The sequence below is a fragment of the Olsenella sp. Marseille-QA0557 genome (assembly GCF_965119725.1).
Classification (GTDB): Bacteria; Actinomycetota; Coriobacteriia; order Coriobacteriales; family Atopobiaceae; genus Coprovicinus; species Coprovicinus avistercoris.
The window spans coordinates 1,783,507-1,805,656 of sequence record NZ_CBCPMI010000001.1; the positions used below are offsets into that span (position 1 = coordinate 1,783,507).

Here is a 22,150-nt window from a genome sequence, read left to right on the forward strand (position 1 = left end):
GAGCCACGATGAATATTTCTGAGATGCTTGATTCCATAGCAGTGCCAACTCAGAGTGCTATCCGAATCGAAGGCCCACATGACACTGTTGTATGGCTTGATCCCTTTCACCTTACTGATGAAGAATCACGTCATGACGCAACGTATATCTGTATTACACACAGCCATTATGATCATCTTTCCCCTGAGGCTATTGATGCGGTAAAACATCAAACAACACGATTTATTGTTCCTGCTTCGGTTAAAGACGAGGTGCGTTCTCTTGGGGTTTCTGACATTACCTCAATGTGTGCTGGAGACATTCAGCACTTTCCTGACCTTATAGTCGAAGCTGTTCCTGCCTATAACGTTCTGCCGGAACGCCTTGAGATGCACCCACAAGCTCATGGCTGGCTTGGTTACATTTTGACATTCCCCGATAACCCAGTTCGCATATTCTGTGCGGGAGATACCGATCAAAACGCAGACAATGAAAAGATTTCGTGTGACATTGCGCTTATTCCAATTGGCGGAACATACACCATGGATCCTCTACAGGCAGCGGCTTTTACCGACACCATAAAGCCGCAGGTAGTCATTCCCATTCACTATGGAAGTATTGTTGGTGCTTATGCAGACTTTGATACGTTTGCAGCTCATGTTGATCCACACATTAGGGTTGTTCGCAAGCTAGAGCGCTAACGTGCAAAAGGGATTGCATCTGCAATCCCTTTTTTAAACGAAAGTGTAGAAATCAATTTAGAAAGCTTAAATAGAAGCCTAAAACGTTACATTGCCAAATTCAGAAAGCTCAAGATCAGGGTTGTGCTCATTGGCCCAATCAACATTCCAAGCACTTGTAAAGAGAAGCAATTTACCGCCACGCATATCTTCAACACGAAGCGTATCACGGGTGAGATTAAGCGCTCGAACAGCCGCTTCGTCATAATCGCCTTTGATCCAACGGATATCGGAATATGCCAAAGGCGTTCGACGAACAGATACGTGGTATTCGCTCTTGAGACGCTGCTCCAGCACGTCGAACTGAAGCACGCCAACCACGCCAACAATCACTCGCTCCATACCTTGACCGAGCTCACGGAAAATCTGGATGGCACCCTCTTGGGCAAGCTCTTCCATGCCTTTTACAAACTGTTTGCGCTTAAGCGTATCCACCTGTTCAATACGCGCAAAATGTTCGGGAGCAAAGGTTGGAATGCCAGCATATCGGATATGCTTTCCCATCTCACAGAGCGTATCGCCTATGGAAAATACACCGGGATCAAACAGACCAACAATATCTCCTGCATACGCTTCATCCACCGTAGCACGATCATCGGCCATCATGGCGGTGCCAGTTGCAAGCTTCATTTTGTGATTGCCCTGGACATGCCATGCATCCATGCCACGTTCAAACTTGCCCGAACAAATGCGCAAAAACGCAATTCGATCGCGATGGTTCTTATCCATATTGGCCTGAATCTTAAAGACAAACCCAGAAAATCCCTCTTCAACAGGATCAACCGCATGGCCTGTCTCAGCATCAATATGTGAGGTGGGTGCTGGAGCAAGCCGAAGAAAATCTTTTAAGAATGGTTCAACACCAAAGTTTGTAAGGGCAGATCCAAAGAATACCGGTGAAAGGGTGCCGTTTTGCACCGCTTCGATATCAAAAGCATCAGCAGCTCCGTCAAGAAGCTCAATATCGTCGATAAGAGCAGCGTGGTTTTCTTTACCAATGAGAGAGTCTAAGCAAGCATCCCCTAGCTCTGCCTCAATTTCATCCACACGCTTTGCAGCATTGGCGCGACCATCGCCCTCAAAGGCAAGCACATGACGACTTGCCCTATCGAATACCCCTCGGAAGTTTTTTCCACTTCCTATAGGCCAATTCATAGGATAGGTGTGAATGCCCAAGACTGTTTCAATTTCATCCATTAAGTCAAATGGATCACGAATTTCTCTATCGAGCTTATTTACAAAGGTGAAAATCGGGATATGTCGCAAGGTGCAAACGCGGAAAAGCTTGATGGTCTGAGCCTCAACGCCCTTTGCTCCATCGATAACCATAACAGCGGCGTCTGCAGCCATAAGTGTTCGATAGGTATCCTCAGAAAAGTCCTGGTGGCCAGGCGTATCCAAGATGTTGATACAGCAGTCGTTATACCGGAACTGAAGGACAGAAGAAGTCACGGAAATACCGCGCTGCTTCTCTATTTCCATCCAGTCAGACACAGCATGTTTAGAAGAACTTTTTCCTTTAACCGAACCAGCTGATTGGATGGCTCCGCTGTAGAGCAAGAGCTTCTCAGTAAGCGTGGTCTTTCCTGCGTCAGGGTGCGAAATAATCGCAAAGGTACGACGCGAAGAAACCTCCTCAGCAAGGCTCGGCATGAAATTCCTCTCTCAATGAATCTATTCCCTATGCAAACGAAGCATTGTAGCGAATATTGAGGCAAAACAGTATATGGAGAACAATGCAACAAAAATTATGGAGGAGGTTAAGAGATGACGGTAAGTGGAGTTCAATACACCTCCGAGAGGAGATACTTAAAGAAAGCTACATGAAAGGATTGTTGTGCTCATTACACTTATTACGCTTGTTCTTGGTTTTGCACTCCTTGTTTTTGGTGCAAATTTTCTCGTTGACGGTGCCTGTCGTCTTGCTGCACGCCTTGGTGTGCCCGATCGAGTGGCAGGCCTCACTATAGTTGCTATTGGCACCTCTTTGCCTGAGCTCGTCGTAAGTGTTACTTCTGGAGCAAATGGTCATGCCAGTATGGCGCTCGGCAATGTCGTAGGAAGCTGCATCGCTAATCTTCTTCTCATTCTTGGAGCCGCAGCGGTAATCGCTCCGATTAAGCTTTCAAAACAGACCATACGTTTTGAGATTCCAGCGTCAATTGGCACCTGCTTATTACTCGCCCTCTTTGGTAATACAGGCGATGTCATTACTCGTTTTGAAGGTGGCATTTTATTAGTAGCCTTTGCAGCCTTCATCGTTCGTGCTGCAATTGTAGGATTACGAGAAGGTTCCAACGAAGACAACTCGGAAGATAAGACCGTTGAAGAAATTGATAAGAACTTCTCGGAACCTTACTTGGTTCGAGGACCAGTTACGGACTGCTTCTTTGTTATTGCCGGCATCGTTCTCCTTAAAGTCGGAGCGGACCTTGCCGTCAATTCCTCAGTAAGTATTGCTGATGCTTTCGGAGTATCTGAGCGCATTATTGGTATGACAGTAGTCGCTCTTGGAACCAGCCTACCCGAGCTTGTTACGAGTGTTGTTGCTGCTCTGCGTGGCAACTCAGATATTTCTGTTGGAAACGTCACCGGGTCAAATGTCGCCAATCTTCTTCTTGTAATAGGTATGCCTGCCCTTCTCTCACCTATTGCATTTAGCACAAGCTACAACATCGATATTATTTTGGTAATTATCTGCTCGCTTGTATTAATGAGCTTCGCCTTTATTGGAAAACGCAATCAGATGGGCAGGATCCAAGGTTTAATTTTTCTTGGTGTCTACATTCTTTACATCGGATTTTCAGTTGCAATGTAGTTTCACAGATAGGATGCTTCGATCTGGCGAACTTGCTCATAAAGCCATTGGTTTGTAGGTACATACAGATGATGTTGTTTCGCCAGACGAAGTATTGTCCCAGCAAATAGTTCCACCTCAGTGGGCTTTCTATTTATCCTATCCTGTGCCATAGAGGGCATGCCATGTGGATCAAGTGAAGCGATGAGTTCAGCCATTTGCGTGAGATCATTTTCGGTAACGGCAACACCTTCGCTATTTGCAACTGCCCGAGCTTCTCGCATAGCAGCGATAAAACAGCGATTTTGTTCACTCGCTCTTTCTGTGGCAGAACCATATGTTCCCCCAAACACCATGCATGTTTGATTGATGCCAACATTGAGCATGAGCTTTACCCACATACGATGCTGAATATCCTCTTCAACAACATGGGCAATTCCTGCACGATTAAAGAGATCATCAATATCGTTAACTGCAGACGCTTCCGTTTGAGGAGAGGCGCCAAAGCGAATCTCGCCCGGATGACTGAAGGTAAGATTATTGTTGATGAAGACCGCATCCATGCCCTGCGCAACTGCCAAAACAGTTCGCTCCCAGCCAAATCGTTGAGCAATCTGTTTTTCACTTATGACACCATTGAGCAAAGAGATAAATGCTGTCTGGGGGCCAGCAAGGCTATCTGCTGTCATAAGCGCTCGGTCAAATCCGCCATATTTTGTAGCGAATATAACAAGATCAACAGGAGTGGCTTCATCTTCTGAAATGGTAGGGATCTTGCAAACTTCACCATTTATTGTGATTGACTCATTTGCATGACGTTCATATCGCTCGCCATCCATAACAAATGAAACGGCGGAATGACCAAGATTTTTCTCAATCAAGGAAGCATACAGCAGGCCAACTGCCCCACGCCCTATGATAGCCACTCGCTCAATTGCCATGACAATCCCCCGATCTCGGTTTTATAACTTTGCTATTGTACCTTGCAGCAAATCGAATGCTCTACGCAGCAATTGAGTGGAAAGGCTTACCGATGACAAACACTGCTAAAACACTCGTAATTATTGCTCATCCAGATCTACAGAACCAAAGTAGGGTGCATCGTAGGTGGAAAGAAGAGCTTGCTCTTCATGCAGATGAGTTTGATGTGCGGGATCTTTATGCTCTCTATCCAGACAACACCTTCTCAGAAGAAGACATTTCAATAGAGCAAGAGGCGCTCGCTGCTCATGATCTCATCGTTTTTCAATTTCCCATCTATTGGTACCATGCACCAGCACTTTTGCAAAACTGGTTTGATAATATCTATGCCTTTGGATGGGCCTATGGCGGTGAAAGAGCAAACCCAGGAGAACCAGGCCGTATGCTCGCAGATAAGCATTTTGCTGTCGCCGTGAGCGCAGGAGATATAGAGCAAAATTATCAAGCAACGGGAACCGTAGGTTTTACACCCTCAGAAATTATTATCCCTTTCCGAGCAACGGCAAACTATGTTGGAGCTACATGCGAAGAAGAACCCTTTATTCTCTTTGGAACAGAAAACAATGGGCTTTCCGATGAGCGTTTAGAAGAAAGTGCTTCAGCCTATATCACATGGCTTCGTACATTACGCAACAACCTCAGTGGTCAAAGGATCAAGTAGTTCTCCATTTTCATTTTCGCCCCACTGACCACACCGACACACCCGTATTGCTACGCGAGAAGCATCTACCCCAAGCTCAGAAAATGCTGCCTGTAAAAGAATGCTAGGACGCAACGAGCCGGTAGGTGTTGCTCGCGTTTCTAATTGCACCACAAGCGCATCAGATGTTTCTTCCACCTGAAATCCAACGAGTGTTTTCGTAAGATCAACCTGCTTGCACTTATCTTTACGCATGTAAGAAAGCTGGCCCTGGCAAGCAAGTTGGTTTAACACGTTCCGGAGATCCTCACTGGAGAACAGAAGACTCTTCTGCTCAGAGCCACAGAGTTCAAGTTGCCAAGACGAACGCACAAGCCATGCTTCGAGCGCAGGAAGTTCAGAGGAAACATAACCAGCACGAAGAGGTCTTAAGTCTGCAGGAGTGGCATCATAAATTCTTTTAAACGCCTCATCTACATCAACCAGCTCGCGTAAGTAAAGGTCATACCACTCCCCTTGGGAAGAAGCTCCCACAGGAAGAGCCGAGCTAAATTGCACACGCATACGGGGAGAAAAGCCATTGGAAACAGAAAATGGCAAAGACGCACGACGAATACATCTATCAATCGTGCCGAGTACCTCCAAATGAGCAAGGTGACGCAACCTATCTTGTTTCGCATAGCATACACGCAGTCGGAAAAGATCTCTCCGCGTTACTACCTGCTCAGTCATCCGCGCTCACCTGCCAAATCATTCTGAACACCAAGGGTGGGACAAACACCGCAGCCAGTACAGGTTGATCTCGTACAGTCAGGCGTTGTAACACCGAGCTCAGCACGGCGCCATTCTCGTTCTAAGAAGCCACGAGAAACACCAGGGGACGTATGTTCCCACGGCAAACGAACATCAAGTTCATAGGGTTCAGCAGCAATTCGTTCGAGATCCATGCCTACTTCTCGACCTGCTTCGACCCAGCGATCATAATCGAATTGATCGGTCCAGGCATCAAAACGCGCTCCGTGCTTCCAAGCATTCTCGATAAGATCAAATGCTCGGCGACCCGTTCGAGATAGAACTGCCTCAACAACTGAAGTCCCTGGGTCAGAATAGGAAATACGGATAGCCCTATCCGGTGCACTAGCAAGCAGCAGCTTTTCTCGCCTGCGCACTTCTTCCATAGGGAGTTGTCCAGACCATTGGAACGGCGTATAGGCCTTAGGGACAAATACGGCAACCGAAATCGAGACTGAAGCACTGCCGCGACGCCCTTTTGGCAGAATTTCTCGAGCAATAGTAAGAACGCGTTCGGCAAGTTCGGGTATGGCACGAATATCGTCGTCCGTCTCGGTAGGTAGTCCCATCATGAAATAGAGTTTGAGACGATTCCAGCCATTCTCAAATGCATTGCGCGCAGCGCGCTCGAGATCCTCTTCAGAAACATTTTTATTTATAACGTCACGTAAACGCTGAGATCCAGCCTCAGGCGCAAAGGTTAAGCCGCCCTTTTTAGCGCTTGCAACTTCAAGCGCCATATCAACACCAAAAGAATCAAGTCGTTGAGACGGAATGGAAACGCGCACCGCCGAACCATCGAGCGAGGTATTGATACGGTGAAGTATCTCTGGGCACTGGGAATGATCTGTTGTGGAAAGAGACGTAAGTGACACCTCATCATATCCCGTTAACGTAAGGCCTTTCGAACAAGCTGCTACCACCTGATCTGCCGTGCGCTCACGAACGGGACGATAGGTCATACCTGCCTGACAGAACCTGCATCCTCGAGCACATCCTCGCAATACTTCAATCGAGAGCCGGTCGAATACCGTTTTTGCATAGGGAACAATCGTAGTTGTAAGTGGATTAGTATCTTTAAAATCCTGCACTACGCGTTTATAAACAACTTCAGGAACCTCTTCGTGCTCGCGAGGAACTGCATAACCCCATTCGGTTGATGTCTCATCCGTAACAATGTCGTAGAGAGAAGGCACATACACACCGGGAATTTTGCCAAGCTTTCTCAAAATATTGATACGCGAGAGCCCTTCTGCACGGCCATCGCGTACCGCACAGCACACATCAACGATAGCTTCTTCACCATCACCCAAAATAACAGCGTCAAACGCAGGGGCTAAAGGTTCACAATTCCAAACGGAAGGTCCTCCACCAACAACGATGGGATCATCTTCATCTCTCTGTGATGAACGAAGCGCAATGCCCGCTAAATCAAGCGCCTCAAGAATATTGGTGCAAGCCATTTCATGGGCAATGGTAAATCCGATGACATCAAACGACGCCACTGGACAAGCACTTTCAAGGGCAAGCAAAGGCACATTATGTGCTCGCATAAGATCGGCCATATCGACCCATGGCACGTATGCTCGCTCGCAAGAGATACCCGTCTGTGCATTGAGAATGTTGTAGAGAATGGCCAGTCCTTGGTTAGATAAACCAAGCTCGTAGGTATCGGGGTATACGAGCACCGCATGAAAAGGACCATCTTGCTCGCTGATACTGCCAAATTCATGATCGAGGTAACGCGAAGGTCGCTCGACTATTTCAAGAAATGGTTCAATTTCTGAAAAATGGTTACGGCGTTGGAGCCTCATACCTCACCTCTTTGCGCAAATACATGTTGCACTCCAGAATCTGCCTCATTGAGGGCACTTTCCAGAATCACTACAACACCCCAGCCAGAAATCATAGTCCCGCCTGTTGCAATACCAGCACGTACAAAACGAGCAAACATCTGCATTTGGTCACGAGAAATAAAACGAGCTACGCCACGCCATACAAAACCAGCCGCTATAACGAACACGGATACTGCAGATCGTATGGGAAGACTTGTGCATCCAAAAGCAGCTGCAAGATCTAAGGAAAGCATCACTTGTTTTGCAGTCAGAACACTCATTTCTGCACCAGGAGTAACTCCCAGAAATACAACTCCAGCATTGGAGGAGGCGCAGTTGTTTACGAGTGCGCGGGCCTCTGCATGACGTGTAAACGGAAATGCGGCAGCAACTGCAATTCCTTTCGGCGTTGCATCTACAAGCCAACGAGCAAGTGCTTTAACAAGCGTTTCTGGCTCAGCCGCGGCGATAAGTGAAACAGGTGCTCCATCAGCAACACTGCACTTTTCAGCATCTGGAACCTCGAGACTAGAATCGGCCAGCAACGCGCAGGGTGTACCCGCAGAAGCGTAGTAACGCGCTGCTTGTGCAACAAGATCTTGGTTGCTTCCAGAAAAAATAAGTGCAGCGTCTGCATATTGTGGACGTAAGTTTAGAAAAGCATCCAAACGTTGAATCTCAATATCTGCAAGAACATTGTCAGGAATGAGAACATCTCGTACAGCACAAACTGCTTCGCGTGGCGCATCTTCTGCCACGAGAATATGCAAAAGAAAACCTTCACGCGAGCTGGTGTGGGCATCACGCGCAGCATTGAGTATTCCTGCAATTTCAGAAAAGTTTACTGCCATAGCACAACCATTCTACCTGCACGTATTTAAGCTGCCTTTGTACGGTGCGCATAAACAGATTGAACAATACCACCTGCAATAAGTTGCACAACCATCGATGATGCACCATAGCTAATAAAAGGTAAAGGAATACCAGTAATGGGCATCATGCCAAGACACATACCAATATTTTCAAGAAGCTGAAACGACCACATGGCCACAACGCCCACAAGACAAAGCTTGCCAAATGGCGCTTCAATTCTCATAGCAAGTAAAATCGTTGAAAAGATGAGTGCGGCAAAGAGTGCTAGCAGAACAAGGGCACCAATGAAGCCAAATTCTTCTGAGAGAAGCGCAAAGACAAAGTCGGTGTGAGCCTCTGGCAAAAATCCCTGACCTGCTTGGGTGGCATTTCCAATGCCTTTACCAAACAATCCTCCCGAACCAACTGCAATTTGAGCTTGCTGAAGGTTATAGCCATCTCCGGTAGGATCAACAGAGGGATCCACAAATACGATAAGGCGTTTAAGCTGATACTCTTTCAAAATATGCGGCAAGCCATCGGTCATAGAGCTGGCCACTACAAGTGCCGCCGCACCAACAATAATTCCTATTGTGGCTAAGACCCATGACCGCTTTGCTCCGCCACAAATAATGATTGCTGCGCCTAAGAAAAGTATGACAAGACCAGTTCCTAAGTCCTGAATAAGGAGCAAGAACAGCGGGACACAGAGTATGCCACAAAGCTTCGCATACTCTTTGAAGTCGTCAATACGCCCGTTATACTGGCTTGTTGCTGAAGCCATAAGAAAGATGGTTACGATCTTTGCCACCTCAGAAGGCTGGAAGTTAAAAGGAATGAGCGGCAAGCGCACCCATCCGGTCATTCCTCCGCCTTCTACACCGAGGCCCGGTACATTTGGCAAGAGAATAAGCACAATATCTATTGCCAGCAAGACGTTGGTGAGATTTGAGATAGCACGATAGTCATAACGCCAAATTGCTATAGCTCCAACCAACCCAATTGCAGCACCAACACCTTGCCGTACAACTGAGGCATCAGAGATTGTGAGAGAGGCAGACCAAACAACAACAAGTCCATAGGCAACAAGCAGCGCAAGAGGGATAAGAGCCGTGAGATACAGTTCGCCCAATATGCCCTGGCGCCGTTTTGTACGGGAACGAGAAGGAGTTTTACCTGTATTTCCACCAAAAAGCGAAGCAAAGAAACCTCCACTTCCTGCGCGACGCGTGGCACCGCTTGATGTGTCTAAAGGCATAACACCCCTCCCCTCTTATTCAGTAGCAGTATCGTTAGAACTGCTTTGCGTATCCGGTTCATTATAGATAGCACCCAAGGTATCGCGCACTGCATACATAGCAGAGGTGGCACCAAAACCACCTTGCTCTATGACGGCAGCAATAACGTACTTTGGATTATCCGCAGGAGCATACACACAGAACCATCCTGTTGCTGGTTCACCTGGACGTTCGCCAGACCCTGTCTTGCCGGCAACGCGCACCGATAAATTAGTAAAGTGTGCTGTCGTGGAAGCATCTTCTTCGTAGATAACACCTTCAAGAGCGGTGTGTACCAGATCGAAGTAGGAAGCATCTTCCTCAGCAGTAAGAAGCTCTTGTCCCTGTGTTTCCGAAATCGTGCCATCACCAGAACGAGCCTGAATACTCTTGAGGAGATGAGGTCGCCAGATGGTACCTCTATTTGCGATACCGGCATATACACAGCACATTTGCATCGGAGTTACTAGGATGTCACCCTGTCCAATTGCAATATTGGTATTGTCACCGCCCTTCCATGAGCGGTCTTCATCGGAGTAATCCGAGAAATAGTTCCACTTCCAATCGGGCGTAGGCACGCGTCCTGAAGCTTCACTTGGCAGATCGATCCCTGTGGCTGACCCAAGGCCCCACTTCTCAAAAGTGTCTTGCATGCCAAGTTTCTTATCCTCATCGGCATACCAGAAGCCTTTGCCAATTTCATAAAAGACTACGTCACAGGAAAAGGTAATGCCTGTCTGAAGGGTCATATAACCATGTCCATCATGATCCCAGCAGTATTGGCCACTGGCTTCACCAAAGCCTGTCCAGAAGCCCGTACAATCGTAGCCACTGTCTGGAGTCGCAATACCATAATCAAGGGCCGCAAACGCCGTAAGCGGCTTGATAGTCGAAGCAGACATGTACTGGCCTGAAACCGCACGATTCATCAGTGGATTGTCGCTTTCTTCAGATGACAATGCATTCCAATCGTCATTTGAAATACCGCCGACAAAAACACTCGGTTCAAACGTGGGAGCACTTGCAAGGGCCAGCACTTCGCCATTGGTTGCATCAAGTACAACAACAGCACCTGCATCGCAATCTTTATTGCCCTTTGCACGCGATTCTTCAATTGCATGCTTTAGGCCGGCTTCTGCTCCTGCCTGAATAGTCGAATCAATGGTAAGTACAATGTCAGATCCTGACACAGGGGGTACCGTGGTGGAATAGTCGGTAATATTACCATCAGCATCTACGAAGACACGCTGTTCACCGCGAACACCTTGTAACACATTTTCATACTGGTATTCGATGCCAGCCTGTCCCACAATGTCACCCATCTCGTAAGCGACACTGCCTTCATCGTTGGATTCCTGACTTGCATCGTGCTGTTCTTGCGTAACACTGCCGGTATATCCCAACAGATGTGCCGCGAGGCTTCCCTGAGGATAAGAACGCTGTGTACGTTCTTCTACCGTAACGCCTGGGAATATATCTGCATGCTCCCCCAAATATGCAACAATCCTGCGTTTAACATCTATAGATACCGTTCGCGCACTCTGGGCACCTTCGGATTGATCCTGCACTTTTCGTTTAGCCGCTATGTAGGGCATACCGAGTAAGTTAGAAAGCAGACGCAGTTCAATTTCATCGTCCAGCACCGAGCTTTCAGCTGCGACAGCAAGACTCGGACGGTTGGTGACCAATTCTTCACCATTGCGATCGAGAATTCGACCACGCGTTGCAGGAAGAGAAATGCTGCGGGTGCGATTGGATTCTGCCATGCTCGTATACTTATCGCTTGAGACGAGCATCATGCTCCAAAGTTTGCCGGTGAGCAGCGCAAACACACCGGCAGAAAATGCAGCAAGTCCAAAAAGGCGTGACTTTGTACCCGACTCAGCAGATGTGTCTTCCCCACCTGCGGCGCGAGGCGTTTGTCCACCGATGTCAAAGGTAAACCGACCCGCACCGGAGCGTGAAATAAACCACACTGCAAGAGCTATAACAATAAGCGCCACAATAATGATGAGCGCAATTATGAGTGGAGCGGACATCCGGGCCTCCTAGAGCCCCTTGCGATTGGCCCGAAAGGGCCAACCAGCATGGCTGCGTCCTGTGCCAAGACTTGGTTTAGACCCTCCACCAAAGCTTGGCTGTCCTGTTGGTCCAGAAAGATGACGAGCAAGCCAAGCAACAAGAAAATACGCCACAATATCAAGGGCAATAGCGGGAAGTGTGCGTAATCCAAGTATCAAGAAGAAATTGCTTGCTTGACCTACAAGCATCATAGCAAGCCCATAGACAAATTCAGTAGCAACTGCAGCGATCAAAAACATCTGAAATGAACCAGTATGATCTTCTGCAAGTCTGTTGTGTTGTTCTCCGCCGAGCAAATATCCTACCAAGGTAAGTTCAAAAGCCATGAGACCGACAGGGCCAGTGGTTGTGAGATCGAAAAACAATCCTGCCAAAAAGCCAAAGATTACTGTTGTACGTCCACCAATTTGTAAGGCAAGACATGCAGTTGCAACAAGCGCTAGATTTGCGCGTCCGTTGGCAATGCCTATATTTGGCACAATAGCAAGCTGTAACAGTGCGCATACACAAGCTACGATAGCTATAACTTTTCGATTACGGTTTGCATCATTTACCTGCATAGTCTCACCTCCTGTTGGTGCTGTATTTGTAAGTTACTCTGCATTAACCCTCAGATGAATCAGTTTGTCCGTCCGATTCATCTGATGCATTATCAGAATTGTTTTGAGTGTCGGTACCTGAACCTGTCGTCTGATCGGCTGTGTCTTGCGCATCGGCTTCTGCATAATCATCTGAAGTTGCCTGCTGAGACTGCGTAAGAGATGTGATGACAATAACCTCCTCGAAGCTGTCGGTACTAGAGAGGCTTCGAACTGTAATGGAGTAGTACAGCGAGCCAGACGTTCGTTCTATATTGGTTACCCGTCCTAGTGGTAGTCCCTTCGGGTAAACACCACCTAAACCGCTGGTAACCACAAGATCTCCAACTTCTACGGTTTGGTCAGTCCGTACAAGAGAGAGACGTAGCGTACCGTCAGCAGATCCTTCAAGCATTCCCTGAGCTCTGCTCGATTGGATCATCGCCGAAACAGAAGAACCTTCATCAGTGATAAGCCGAACCACAGATGATGTTGCTCCACACTCAGATATTTGACCGATTACACCACTTGAATCACAAACAGGCATACCAACTGCAAGACCTGAGGTTGTGCCTTTATCAATAGTGACCGTAGAACTCCACGAATCAGTGGAGCTGGCAATAACATTTGCAGCCGTAGACTCGAGATTATAGGTACTCTGCAAGTCGAGAAGATCTTGTAGTCGCTCGGCTGTTTGCTCCGCTTCTTCCAGCTGAGCATTTCTGCTCGTTAACTCTTCATTTTCAGCACGAAGCTCAGAGAGGGTCTCTTGATCTGCAGTCAGGTTAGCAAATACATTACCCAGACTAGAGAACGGCGTACTTATCAAAGCACCAAGATACCGTACCGGCATGGTAACTACCGTAACGGCACCTCTCACTGTTGTAATAGGTCCCGATCCCGCTTCGCGACAGCTTAAGGTAAACAAGGTTAAAGACACGACACACAAAATCACTGCGAGCCGTGTTCCTTTACCGTTACTCTGCTGTGTTCGTCTTGATACCCCTGTAGAGAAGCGCGGCATACTATCGCCCGCCTCGTTCCTTAATTAGCACTCTGAACAAACCCACCAGACAAGGCGTTTGCCTCAAGAACTTTTGCACAACCATTTACAACGTTTTCGAGCGCTGTAGGACTGACGTTTACGGGCACACCTGTCTCATCACGAAGACGAGAATCAAGGCCACGCAGCAATCCACCGCCACCAGTAAGAAGGATGCCGTAGTACATAAGATCGCTCGCCAAATCAGGAGGTGTTACATCAAGCGCATCTTTAACAGCCTTGGTAACCTCATCAAGCGGCCGATTAAGGGCTCGACGGATCTCCTCAGATTCAATTCGAACAGTCTTCGGAAGGCCGTTGATAACATCTCGGCCATTTACCTCGACATCAAGTTCCTCACGTAGAGGAGCAGCAGAACCAACTTTGATTTTGATATCTTCAGCTGTACGCTCGCCTATTGAAAGGTTATACGCGTCGCGCACGTGCTCAAGAATCGTTTGATCAAACTCATCGCCAGCAGTACGAATGGACTGTGAAACAACAATGCCGCCCATGGCAATAACTGCGACTTCAGTGGTACCGCCACCAATATCGACAACCATTGATCCGGTGGGGTCTTCAATAGGTAAATCTGCACCAATAGCAGCAGCCATTGGCTCCTCAATAAGATAAGCCTGACGGGCGCCAGCCTGAATAGTTGCTTCAAATACAGCGCGCTTCTCTACTGAAGTAACCCCTGATGGGACGCAGACAACAACTCGAGGACGTGGCGACCAAGGATAACGGCGTTGCCGAGCTTTTTCGATGAAGTAGCGAAGCATGACTTCCGTAACATCAAAGTCTGCAATAACGCCATCTTTGAGAGGGCGTACCGCAGAAATAGACCCCGGTGTACGCCCGACCATACGTTTAGCATCGGCGCCAACAGCCAACACACGATCTGCTTCTTTATCAATAGCGACAACGGAAGGCTCGTTTAACACGATACCCTGGCCACGAACAGAAACAAGCGTATTGGCCGTTCCCAGGTCTATGGCAAGGTCGCCACCATACTCTCCAAAGAGTGAGTCGAAGATCGACATTGTTTCCTATCCCTCAGACCGACCGATCCCTTCGGTCGACACACGGTTTCGTTTCTTCTTCAGTCTAACAAAGCTCATACATCATGCATCCTGAAGGTACAAACAAGCATTTATTTCACTTAACCAGTAACAACCGTGCCCTCAGAATCGGCGTTTTGCGATGCATTGTCCGTATCTGTGGAGGAGTTATCACTAGAAGTAGCAGAGCTATCACTAGAAGCGTTTGTATCAGTTGAAGATGCATCATTTGAAGCATTTGCATCAGTATCTGCAGTGCCCTCAGAGGTTGTCGAATCAGAAGTATCAGAAGCATCGTCTGATGAAGATTCGAGCGTTGTTCCATTTGAGGATTGAGAAGCATATACCGGCTCAACGGAACTGACCGCCCAAGAAATGCCAGAACGGACCAGATCGACGTTATATTCAACTTCCCCACCGTTGGAAAGCGTGACCTTTACATGAGCAGTAGAGGTTGCCATGGACCGATCGAGTCCATCAATCTGAACATTCTCTACACCAGCAGGCAGCACCGCTAATACCTCAGAAGAAGCCTCATCAGAAAGAGATGAGCTCAGAGAAGCGGATGGATCATCACTTGTAAATAAGGATTCAACAACCGATTCCTGCGTAGGCCATCCAAACCCATTGAGATAAAGTGCAGTAGCTGCACCAGCAAGGATAAGAAGAATAATAAAGATGACAAGGAAGATCTTAAGACCGGTATGACGATGCTTGCGACGCATCTTACGGTCGTCCTTATCAGCCTGGACCAGATCGCCTTCCGAAATGGAGAAAAAGCCTGTGTCTTCAGGTGATGGCATAAGCTCGCCGGACTTGCCAAGTGGATCTAAAGGATCTATCTGGATGCCACCGGTACCACCAGCAGTATCATAGCCAGCCTGTGCAAGGAGCGCATCGGTCTCAGAAGGGCCATGAGAAGACAGCGCGGCAACGGCACGTTGTGCAGCCGTAAAAGAAGCTTGCTGCTCTGCCGTAAGCTCCAACGAACCATCAGCTGTTGCACGCCCAAAAGCATCCACTGCCTCTGTCATGCGGTTAGCAGCTACGTAGGCACTGCCAAGATCTGCCCAGATTGCATTTTGGTTAGCAAGAGGAGTAGAGAAATCAAGGGCTGTACGATATGCCTCAACAGCATCGACAGGACGTCCAAGTTTCATAAAACTCCCACCAAGGCACACCAAGGCGCTTGAAGGATCTGGGTTGTTCTCATCGATAGCAGCATTGCGGTAGGCAATACCAGCCTCACGTACATTGCCCAGGCGCGTTTGTGCATCGCCTAAAGCCATCTGAGCTTTATAAGGGGTGGCATAATCTGGATCCTGAGTGGCTGCAGTAAGTGCTTCAACAGCAGCTTCAAGACGACCAGCAGCCAGAAGCCCTCTACCTTGATTGCAACGAAGGGCACCGCGCTTGCCATAAGCTGTGTCAACAAGCGCTTCTTCGTATGCAGCAGCAGCTTCCTCATAGCGACCCATTTTCATAAGAGCATTGCCCTTCAGATGGTCAGCAGCACCAAAAGCCTCACCAGGACGCTTTGCCTGCCCCACATAGGCAACTACTGAAGCCCAGTCACCTTTCTGATATGCGGCGCGGGCCGCATCAAATGCTTGTTGATCCACGGTAATAACTCCTTTTTCACTCCCCCGTTGAGATGATAGCTATGCTGCCACCTCATGCTCAATTCGTACAGACTCAATAACGTCACCTGCACGAAGCTGGGAGATCACATCCATGCCATCTATTGTCGTTCCAAATACGGTATAGCCGCTATCGAGTGCATGCTGCGGGCCTAAGCAGAAATAGAACTGAGAGCCTGCAGAATCTGGGTCACTTGAACGAGCCATGGCAAGTGCGCCATCCACATGACTATTATGCGGGTTCGTATCATACTCATGACGAATGCGGTATCCCGGACCGCCAGTACCAGGCATACCAAACTCACCACGCTTGCCTGCTGCAACATCTTCAGGTGTCATCTCACGCGTATTGGGACAACCACCTTGAATTACAAAACCTGGAACATAACGATGAAACTTCAGGTCATCATAGAATCCTGAAGAAGCAAGCTCACAGAAGTTAGCAACATGAATAGGAGCACCCTCGCCATCAAGGCGAACACGAATAACCCCTTTAGAAGTGGTGATGACAGCAATTTCATCACCAGTGACCTGGTATTTAGGTGTATAGAGCGGATCTGCAAAAAAGCCCATATGCGCTCCTTTCTCACCCTACGTCTTGTAGGAACATTATACTCACCGGCATAATTCTACCAGCTCATTGCAGTCTGGAATCATTTCACAGTATGAGCAGAACAGAGCCAACCAAACTTATAAACTAATTGCTTTCATCGGGCGCCTGTGGCTCCCAAGCTTCATAGTTCTGGTTGAAGAGTCCTTTATAGGTGTTCTCTCCGCTGGCATTTTGACTTCCCACCAAAGGAGCCATTATTTCATCGCGATTTGCAGCGGGATCTGAGGAGGCTTCCGCACTATTCCACGCACTATTCAGTGCATCTACACGATTCCTCAGCCAGTTTCCCAGCGTTACGAGATGCTCAACATCTTCAGCATATGTTCCAGAAGTTACATCGACGGATTGTATATCGCTGATGAGATTTGAAACATCATACGAAAGTTCTTCACATTCACTGGAAGCATTATCAAAGGCTTCTTGATCGCCGCCAAAAGCAGCTTCTTCAAATCCATCTTCTGCCTTATCAATGCGTTCTGCTAAATCTGCGAGCTCCTTGTAATCCTCACTAAGCTGCTGATAGGTAGCCTCATCCCCAGTAAGCGTTTCTTCTTGATCCTCCTGATCAGAAGAATCCTGACCGCTCAGGCGTTCCACTACACCAGGAAATCCCGCTGTAGATGTATCGCGCGCTTCAGTTGCACGAGAGGAATATGCCTGAGGATTCCACGGATGTGTAAGGATAAGAGCCAAGCCACCAATGAGCACCAGTGAAGCCAATGCACAAACCAAAACCGTTTTTGTATGAGGCAAGCGACCATAATCAGGTTCTGATTCAGCCGGAATAGCACTCTCAATACGAGGCATCGAGTGTGTTTCTTCTAAAGCCTGCTCATCCTCTTCATCAGCCACATCAACCTCAGGGATATGCAATTGACGTCCCGAGTCCTTTGAGGTGTTTGTGCTTGAAGCCTCCTCATTAACTACTGGCATACCGCAAACAGGACAAGTAGCGGCACCTTCAGGCAAAAGAGAGCCGCATGCGGAGCAATAGTTCCCTTCTATTTTTGGCAAAACTGTCGTTGCACCAAGCTCCCCGTGACATGCTGGACAAACCGAAGCGTCATCGGAAACATTTGTGCCACAGTAAGGACAAATCACAGATATTCCTTCCAAAATGCCTGGAGCCCAATGCAAATAAACACAGAAGCCTAGGCACGTTCGAGCTGACTAAGCACGTAAGGCAGAATACCGCCAGCTGCAAGGTATGCACCCTCCGTTGGTGTATCAACACGAACAACGCACTCAAATCGGATACTTGTACCATCTGCATGCTCTGCTGTCACCACGGTAGTACGTGAGGCAGGAAGCCCAGCAGAAAGATCAACAGGTCCAAAGGAATATGTCTCAGTACCATCCAATCCAAGTGAAGTAGCGGTTGCACCCTGCGGCAATTCAAGCGGTAATATTCCCATTCCTATGAGATTTGAACGATGAATTCGTTCAAAACTCTCGGCGAGAACAGCCCGGACTCCAAGCAACAACGGGCCTTTACCAGCCCAGTCACGTGAAGAGCCACTTCCGTACATTTTGCCAGCTACAACAACAAGCGGTGTCTTCTCACAACGGTAGTGCTCCGCTGCATCAAAGATGCTCTTCTCAGCACCATCCAAAAGATCGCGTGTCCAGCCACCCAGACGTGGAGCGACCAACTGATTCGCAAGGCGAACATTTGCAAAGGTGCCGCGCGCCATTACCTCATGATTTCCACGGCGACTTCCATATGTATTGAAATCTTGGGGTGCAACGCCATGCTCTTCAAGATAACGAGCAGCAGGTGAATCAAGTGCAATAGTACCCGCAGGAGAAATATGGTCAGTTGTTACAAAATCGCCCAGAAACGCTAAGCAGCGAGCATTCTCTACAGAAAGCTCGGTTTGAGGATGAGCAATTTCAAAGTACGGTGCTCGACGAACATATGTTGAATTTTCATCCCATGCAAATGTTGCAGATGTACCGACTTCTCCCACTTCGATGGATTCCCATGCTTTATCACCGCGGAGCAATCCATTGGATGTTTCTGAGAAAAGCAGCGGGTTGAGATACTCATCAAGAACCGCCTGTATCTCATCGTCTGTAGGCATTATGTCGGAAAGCATAACAGGGGTTCCATCGCTGCTTATTCCGACTGGCTGTTCACTTAAATCAACGTCAACAGTTCCTACTAACGCATACGCAACAACAAGCGCTGGCTGGCAAAGGTAATTCTGAGCAACATCAGGAGAAATGCGTCCCTCGAAATTTCGATTACCAGAAAGTACGCTCGTCAGCTCCATATCTGAAGCATGTTCCTTGAGGCAAGGAAGAATAGGACCTGAATTACCAATACAGCTCATGCAGCCATAACCACAATTCACAAATCCTATGTGTGCGAGATCGTCAGATAATCCAGCATGTTCAAGAAGCTCTTGGGTTGCATGGCTGCCAGGAGCAAGTACACGCTTAACCCATGGCTTTGCCTGTAACCCATACGAAACCGCCTTCTTAGCTACAAGACCGGCAGCAACCATCATTGCAGGGTCAGTTGCTGTTGTGCAACTCGTTACCGCAGCGATCGCAATAGTGCCGTGTCCGAGATCATAGGTTGTATCACCACACGTCACAGCAAATGTTTGATCCAAAGATCGGTACCCATGCTCTTTGGCAGCCTTACGGAACTGCTTTTTCAAAGCAGAAATGGGCAAACGGTCATGTGGTCTAGATGGACCAGCAAGGCTTGGCTCAACCGTAGAAAGATCCAACTCAATCATGCGTGCATAGTGACGATTGCCGCCACTTCCCCACACACCTTGCATCGCGAGGAAACTCTGAGCAAAAGCAATCTCATCAGCATTGCGACCCACGAGGCTAAGATACGAAAGCGCCACCTCATCTGTTGGGAACAAAGTGCAGGTAGAACCATACTCAGGAGTCATATTGGCAACACAGCACCGCTGAGTAGCAGAAAGCTTTGCAACGCCAGGACCACATACCTCTACAAAGCAGCCAACAACCCCTTCAGAACGAAGAAGCTGTGCCACGGTAAGGGCAAGGTCCATACCACTCGTTCCAGCCGGAAGCTCACCGGTAAGATGCAAGCCTACAACCGCAGGCACCAGCATGGTAATAGGCTGACCTAAAGCTGCGGCTTCAGCTTCAATGCCGCCGACACCCCAGCCAAGAACACCCAGGCCGTTTGCCGTAGTGGTGTGTGAATCGGTTCCAACCAGAGTATCAAAGCATGCAACTTCAGCATCTGAGGTTGCAAGCGCATCCTTGCCAACCACGTCACAAAAACGCTCAACATTAAGCTGGTGACAAATGCCAACTCCAGGCGGAACAATACGCACATTATCAAACGAACGGCTTGCCCACTTTAAGAAAGCAAATCGTTCGTGATTGCGCTGAGCTTCTATTTGCCTGTTCTTCTCTGCTGCATCTGGCGTACCAGTACAGTCAGCTGCAACTGAATGGTCTACAACGAGCGTACAAGGGATATGAGGATTGACACGCGTTGGATCCCCTCCGCGTGCCACCATAGCATCGCGCATTGCAGCAAAATCAACAAAGACGGGAACGCCCGTAAAGTCCTGGAACAGGACACGAGCTGGCATGAACTCAATCTCGCCACCCTGCTTACCAGCAAGGCCTGCATTTACAATGCGCTCGGCATTTTGGATAGCCTCTTCATCATTTGAAGCTCTGCGAACAACATTTTCCAAAAGCACCACGAGAGAACGAGGAATTGTTTCGGCCCCTGGAATTTGAGAAACATCGTACACAAGACGACGAAGAGACCCATGCTCAACCCAACAACCCTTGCGAGCGCGACGAACCGCTTCTTCGAATGCGTTGTCTGCCATAGTGGGACCCCTCAATTCTGTTGTTGGACAAACGTTTGAAGAGGCCCCCTCGCCGAAAACGACAAGGGGGCCGCATTTTTATTGGTGCCCTCAGAGGGGTTCGAACCCACGACCTTTCGCTCCGGAGGCGAACGCTCTGATCCACTGAGCTATGAGGGCGCACTCGGTGATTATAGCGTCCTTCGCGACCAAGAGTCTTCTCGTCAAAAGATTCTCACAGGCACTACTCAGTATCTTAAGAAGCTGTAAACATCCTTACTATCTTTCTCCGTCAAGGGTTTACCTGTGCTTTATATAATCAGACCGCTATTAGTAGTAAAGTGTGAAAGCTTATGGAGATAACCATTCGTAACAACGAGAGTATGGAATACACATGATTGCTGTTATCAACAATACTGCTACGCCCGAACAGATTCACCACTTTGTCAGCTGGGTTGAAGAAAAGGGCCTTTCTGCGAACGTTTCTCAAGGCACAAACGAGACCATTATTGGCCTTATTGGAGACACCTCACAGATAGATCCATTCTTGCTGGAAAGCATGGATATCGTTGATCGCGTGCAACGTGTTTCAGAGCCTTTTAAGAAGGCTAACAGGAAATTTCATCCCACCGACACTGTTGTTGACTGTGGCCACGGGGTACTTCTTGGTGGCGGACACTTTCAGGTGATTGCAGGCCCCTGTTCAGTCGAAGGAAAAAATCTCATCGAAATCGCTCGCGAAGTGCATGCTGCAGGAGCAACCATGCTTCGAGGTGGAGCTTTTAAGCCTCGTACGAGCCCTTATAGCTATCAGGGAATGGGCAAAGAAGGCCTCGATTTACTCTGTGAGGCACGTGCCGAGCTTGATATGCCCATTGTTACAGAAGTGATGGATGCTCGTGATCTCGATCTATTTGTCGATCGCAACATTGACGTATTACAGATCGGAGCCCGTAACTCACAAAACTTCACTCTCCTGCGTGAGGCAGGTCGTACGGGCATTCCGGTACTTATCAAACGTGGCATTTCTGGCACCATTGATGAGCTTCTCATGGCAGCGGAATACGTCATGAGCGAAGGCAACTCTCAGGTTATTCTGTGCGAACGCGGAATCCGTACCTATGAGACGCGCACACGCAATACATTTGACCTCTCTGCAGTAAGTGTGCTGCATCATCTTTCTCACTTACCAGTTGTAGCCGACCCAAGCCACGCCACAGGATATGCCCGTTATGTCTCGCCGATGGCACTTGCCGCTACGGCTGCAGGGGCAGATGGCCTTGAAATTGAAGTTCATAACTGTCCAAGCAAGGCATGGTCAGACGGAGCACAAGCACTGACACCCGAACAATTCGCTCAAACCATGAAAAAGATTTCGCGTATTCGTGAAGTTATTACTGAAGATGAACAGGAGCAATAG

18 protein-coding genes and 1 tRNA gene are annotated in these 22,150 nt (G+C 48.3%); 4 read left to right on the plus strand and 15 right to left on the minus strand.

The genetic code is table 11. The features are described from left to right. Positions 1-8 precede the first annotated feature (8 nt). Positions 9-680: an MBL fold metallo-hydrolase gene (locus tag ACQY6Y_RS08115; protein ID WP_428379834.1), complete on the plus strand. Its 672-nt coding sequence runs from the start codon at positions 9-11 to the stop codon at positions 678-680. 78 nt (positions 681-758) lie between these two features. Here ACQY6Y_RS08115 and ACQY6Y_RS08120 read toward each other — a convergent pair whose 3' ends face one another. After that, on the minus strand, positions 759-2,372 hold the full coding sequence (locus tag ACQY6Y_RS08120) for a peptide chain release factor 3 (RefSeq protein WP_428379835.1): 1,614 nt from the start codon (positions 2,370-2,372) through the stop codon (positions 759-761). A 184-nt stretch (positions 2,373-2,556) separates the two neighbouring features. Between ACQY6Y_RS08120 and ACQY6Y_RS08125 the strand changes: the two genes are divergently transcribed. Then, complete coding sequence (locus tag ACQY6Y_RS08125) at positions 2,557-3,537, plus strand: calcium/sodium antiporter (RefSeq protein WP_428379836.1); 981 nt, start codon at positions 2,557-2,559, stop codon at positions 3,535-3,537. A 2-nt stretch (positions 3,538-3,539) separates the two neighbouring features. Here ACQY6Y_RS08125 and ACQY6Y_RS08130 read toward each other — a convergent pair whose 3' ends face one another. Then, positions 3,540-4,457: a ketopantoate reductase family protein gene (locus ACQY6Y_RS08130; protein WP_428379837.1), complete on the minus strand. Its 918-nt coding sequence runs from the start codon at positions 4,455-4,457 to the stop codon at positions 3,540-3,542. A gap of 92 nt (positions 4,458-4,549) precedes the next feature. On the opposite strand from ACQY6Y_RS08130, the gene ACQY6Y_RS08135 reads away from it, so the two are divergent. After that, positions 4,550-5,158, plus strand: coding sequence for an NAD(P)H-dependent oxidoreductase (locus tag ACQY6Y_RS08135; RefSeq protein WP_428379838.1), 609 nt, complete (start codon positions 4,550-4,552; stop codon positions 5,156-5,158). On the opposite strand, the gene ACQY6Y_RS08140 is transcribed toward ACQY6Y_RS08135, so the two are convergent. The 13 genes from ACQY6Y_RS08140 to ACQY6Y_RS08200 all read right to left on the minus strand — a co-directional run bounded on the left by ACQY6Y_RS08140 (position 5,123) and on the right by ACQY6Y_RS08200 (position 20,910). Continuing rightward, a complete protein-coding gene (locus ACQY6Y_RS08140; RefSeq protein ID WP_428379839.1) occupies positions 5,123-5,869 on the minus strand; it encodes a TIGR03936 family radical SAM-associated protein in 747 nt (248 codons plus the stop codon). The two genes, ACQY6Y_RS08135 and ACQY6Y_RS08140, sit on opposite strands and share 36 nt — an antisense overlap. Continuing rightward, complete coding sequence (locus ACQY6Y_RS08145) at positions 5,866-7,743, minus strand: TIGR03960 family B12-binding radical SAM protein (protein ID WP_428379840.1); 1,878 nt, start codon at positions 7,741-7,743, stop codon at positions 5,866-5,868. The genes ACQY6Y_RS08140 and ACQY6Y_RS08145 overlap by 4 nt, the downstream gene beginning before the upstream one ends. Beyond that, positions 7,740-8,615, minus strand: a complete 876-nt coding sequence (locus ACQY6Y_RS08150) for a hypothetical protein (RefSeq protein WP_428379841.1) — start codon at positions 8,613-8,615, stop codon at positions 7,740-7,742. The genes ACQY6Y_RS08145 and ACQY6Y_RS08150 overlap by 4 nt, the downstream gene beginning before the upstream one ends. A 26-nt stretch (positions 8,616-8,641) precedes the next feature. After that, positions 8,642-9,874, minus strand: a complete 1,233-nt coding sequence (locus ACQY6Y_RS08155; RefSeq protein ID WP_428379842.1) for an FtsW/RodA/SpoVE family cell cycle protein — start codon at positions 9,872-9,874, stop codon at positions 8,642-8,644. A 15-nt stretch (positions 9,875-9,889) separates the two neighbouring features. Next, entirely contained in the window at positions 9,890-11,932 is a 2,043-nt protein-coding gene (gene mrdA, locus ACQY6Y_RS08160; RefSeq protein WP_428379843.1) for a penicillin-binding protein 2, read from the minus strand. A gap of 9 nt (positions 11,933-11,941) precedes the next feature. Beyond that, entirely contained in the window at positions 11,942-12,535 is a 594-nt protein-coding gene (mreD, locus tag ACQY6Y_RS08165) for a rod shape-determining protein MreD (protein WP_428379844.1), read from the minus strand. Positions 12,536-12,578: 43 nt separating this feature from the next. Then, positions 12,579-13,508: a rod shape-determining protein MreC gene (gene mreC / locus ACQY6Y_RS08170; RefSeq protein ID WP_428379845.1), complete on the minus strand. Its 930-nt coding sequence runs from the start codon at positions 13,506-13,508 to the stop codon at positions 12,579-12,581. Between the two features lie 89 nt (positions 13,509-13,597). Then, complete coding sequence (locus ACQY6Y_RS08175; RefSeq protein WP_428379846.1) at positions 13,598-14,638, minus strand: rod shape-determining protein; 1,041 nt, start codon at positions 14,636-14,638, stop codon at positions 13,598-13,600. 119 nt (positions 14,639-14,757) lie between these two features. Then, a complete protein-coding gene (locus ACQY6Y_RS08180; RefSeq protein ID WP_428379847.1) occupies positions 14,758-16,278 on the minus strand; it encodes a tetratricopeptide repeat protein in 1,521 nt (506 codons plus the stop codon). A 39-nt stretch (positions 16,279-16,317) separates the two neighbouring features. Further along, positions 16,318-16,869 carry a peptidylprolyl isomerase gene (locus ACQY6Y_RS08185; RefSeq protein ID WP_428379848.1) on the minus strand — a complete coding sequence of 184 codons (552 nt, stop codon included), beginning with the start codon at positions 16,867-16,869 and terminating at the stop codon, positions 16,318-16,320. A gap of 124 nt (positions 16,870-16,993) precedes the next feature. Continuing rightward, positions 16,994-18,010 carry a zinc ribbon domain-containing protein gene (locus tag ACQY6Y_RS08190; protein ID WP_428379849.1) on the minus strand — a complete coding sequence of 339 codons (1,017 nt, stop codon included), beginning with the start codon at positions 18,008-18,010 and terminating at the stop codon, positions 16,994-16,996. A 50-nt stretch (positions 18,011-18,060) separates the two neighbouring features. Beyond that, on the minus strand, positions 18,061-20,751 hold the full coding sequence (acnA, locus tag ACQY6Y_RS08195; RefSeq protein WP_428379850.1) for an aconitate hydratase AcnA: 2,691 nt from the start codon (positions 20,749-20,751) through the stop codon (positions 18,061-18,063). Positions 20,752-20,833: 82 nt separating this feature from the next. Continuing rightward, positions 20,834-20,910, minus strand: a tRNA-Arg gene (locus tag ACQY6Y_RS08200). A gap of 214 nt (positions 20,911-21,124) precedes the next feature. Here ACQY6Y_RS08200 and aroF point away from each other — a divergent pair. Then, positions 21,125-22,150, plus strand: a complete 1,026-nt coding sequence (aroF, locus tag ACQY6Y_RS08205; RefSeq protein WP_428379851.1) for a 3-deoxy-7-phosphoheptulonate synthase — start codon at positions 21,125-21,127, stop codon at positions 22,148-22,150.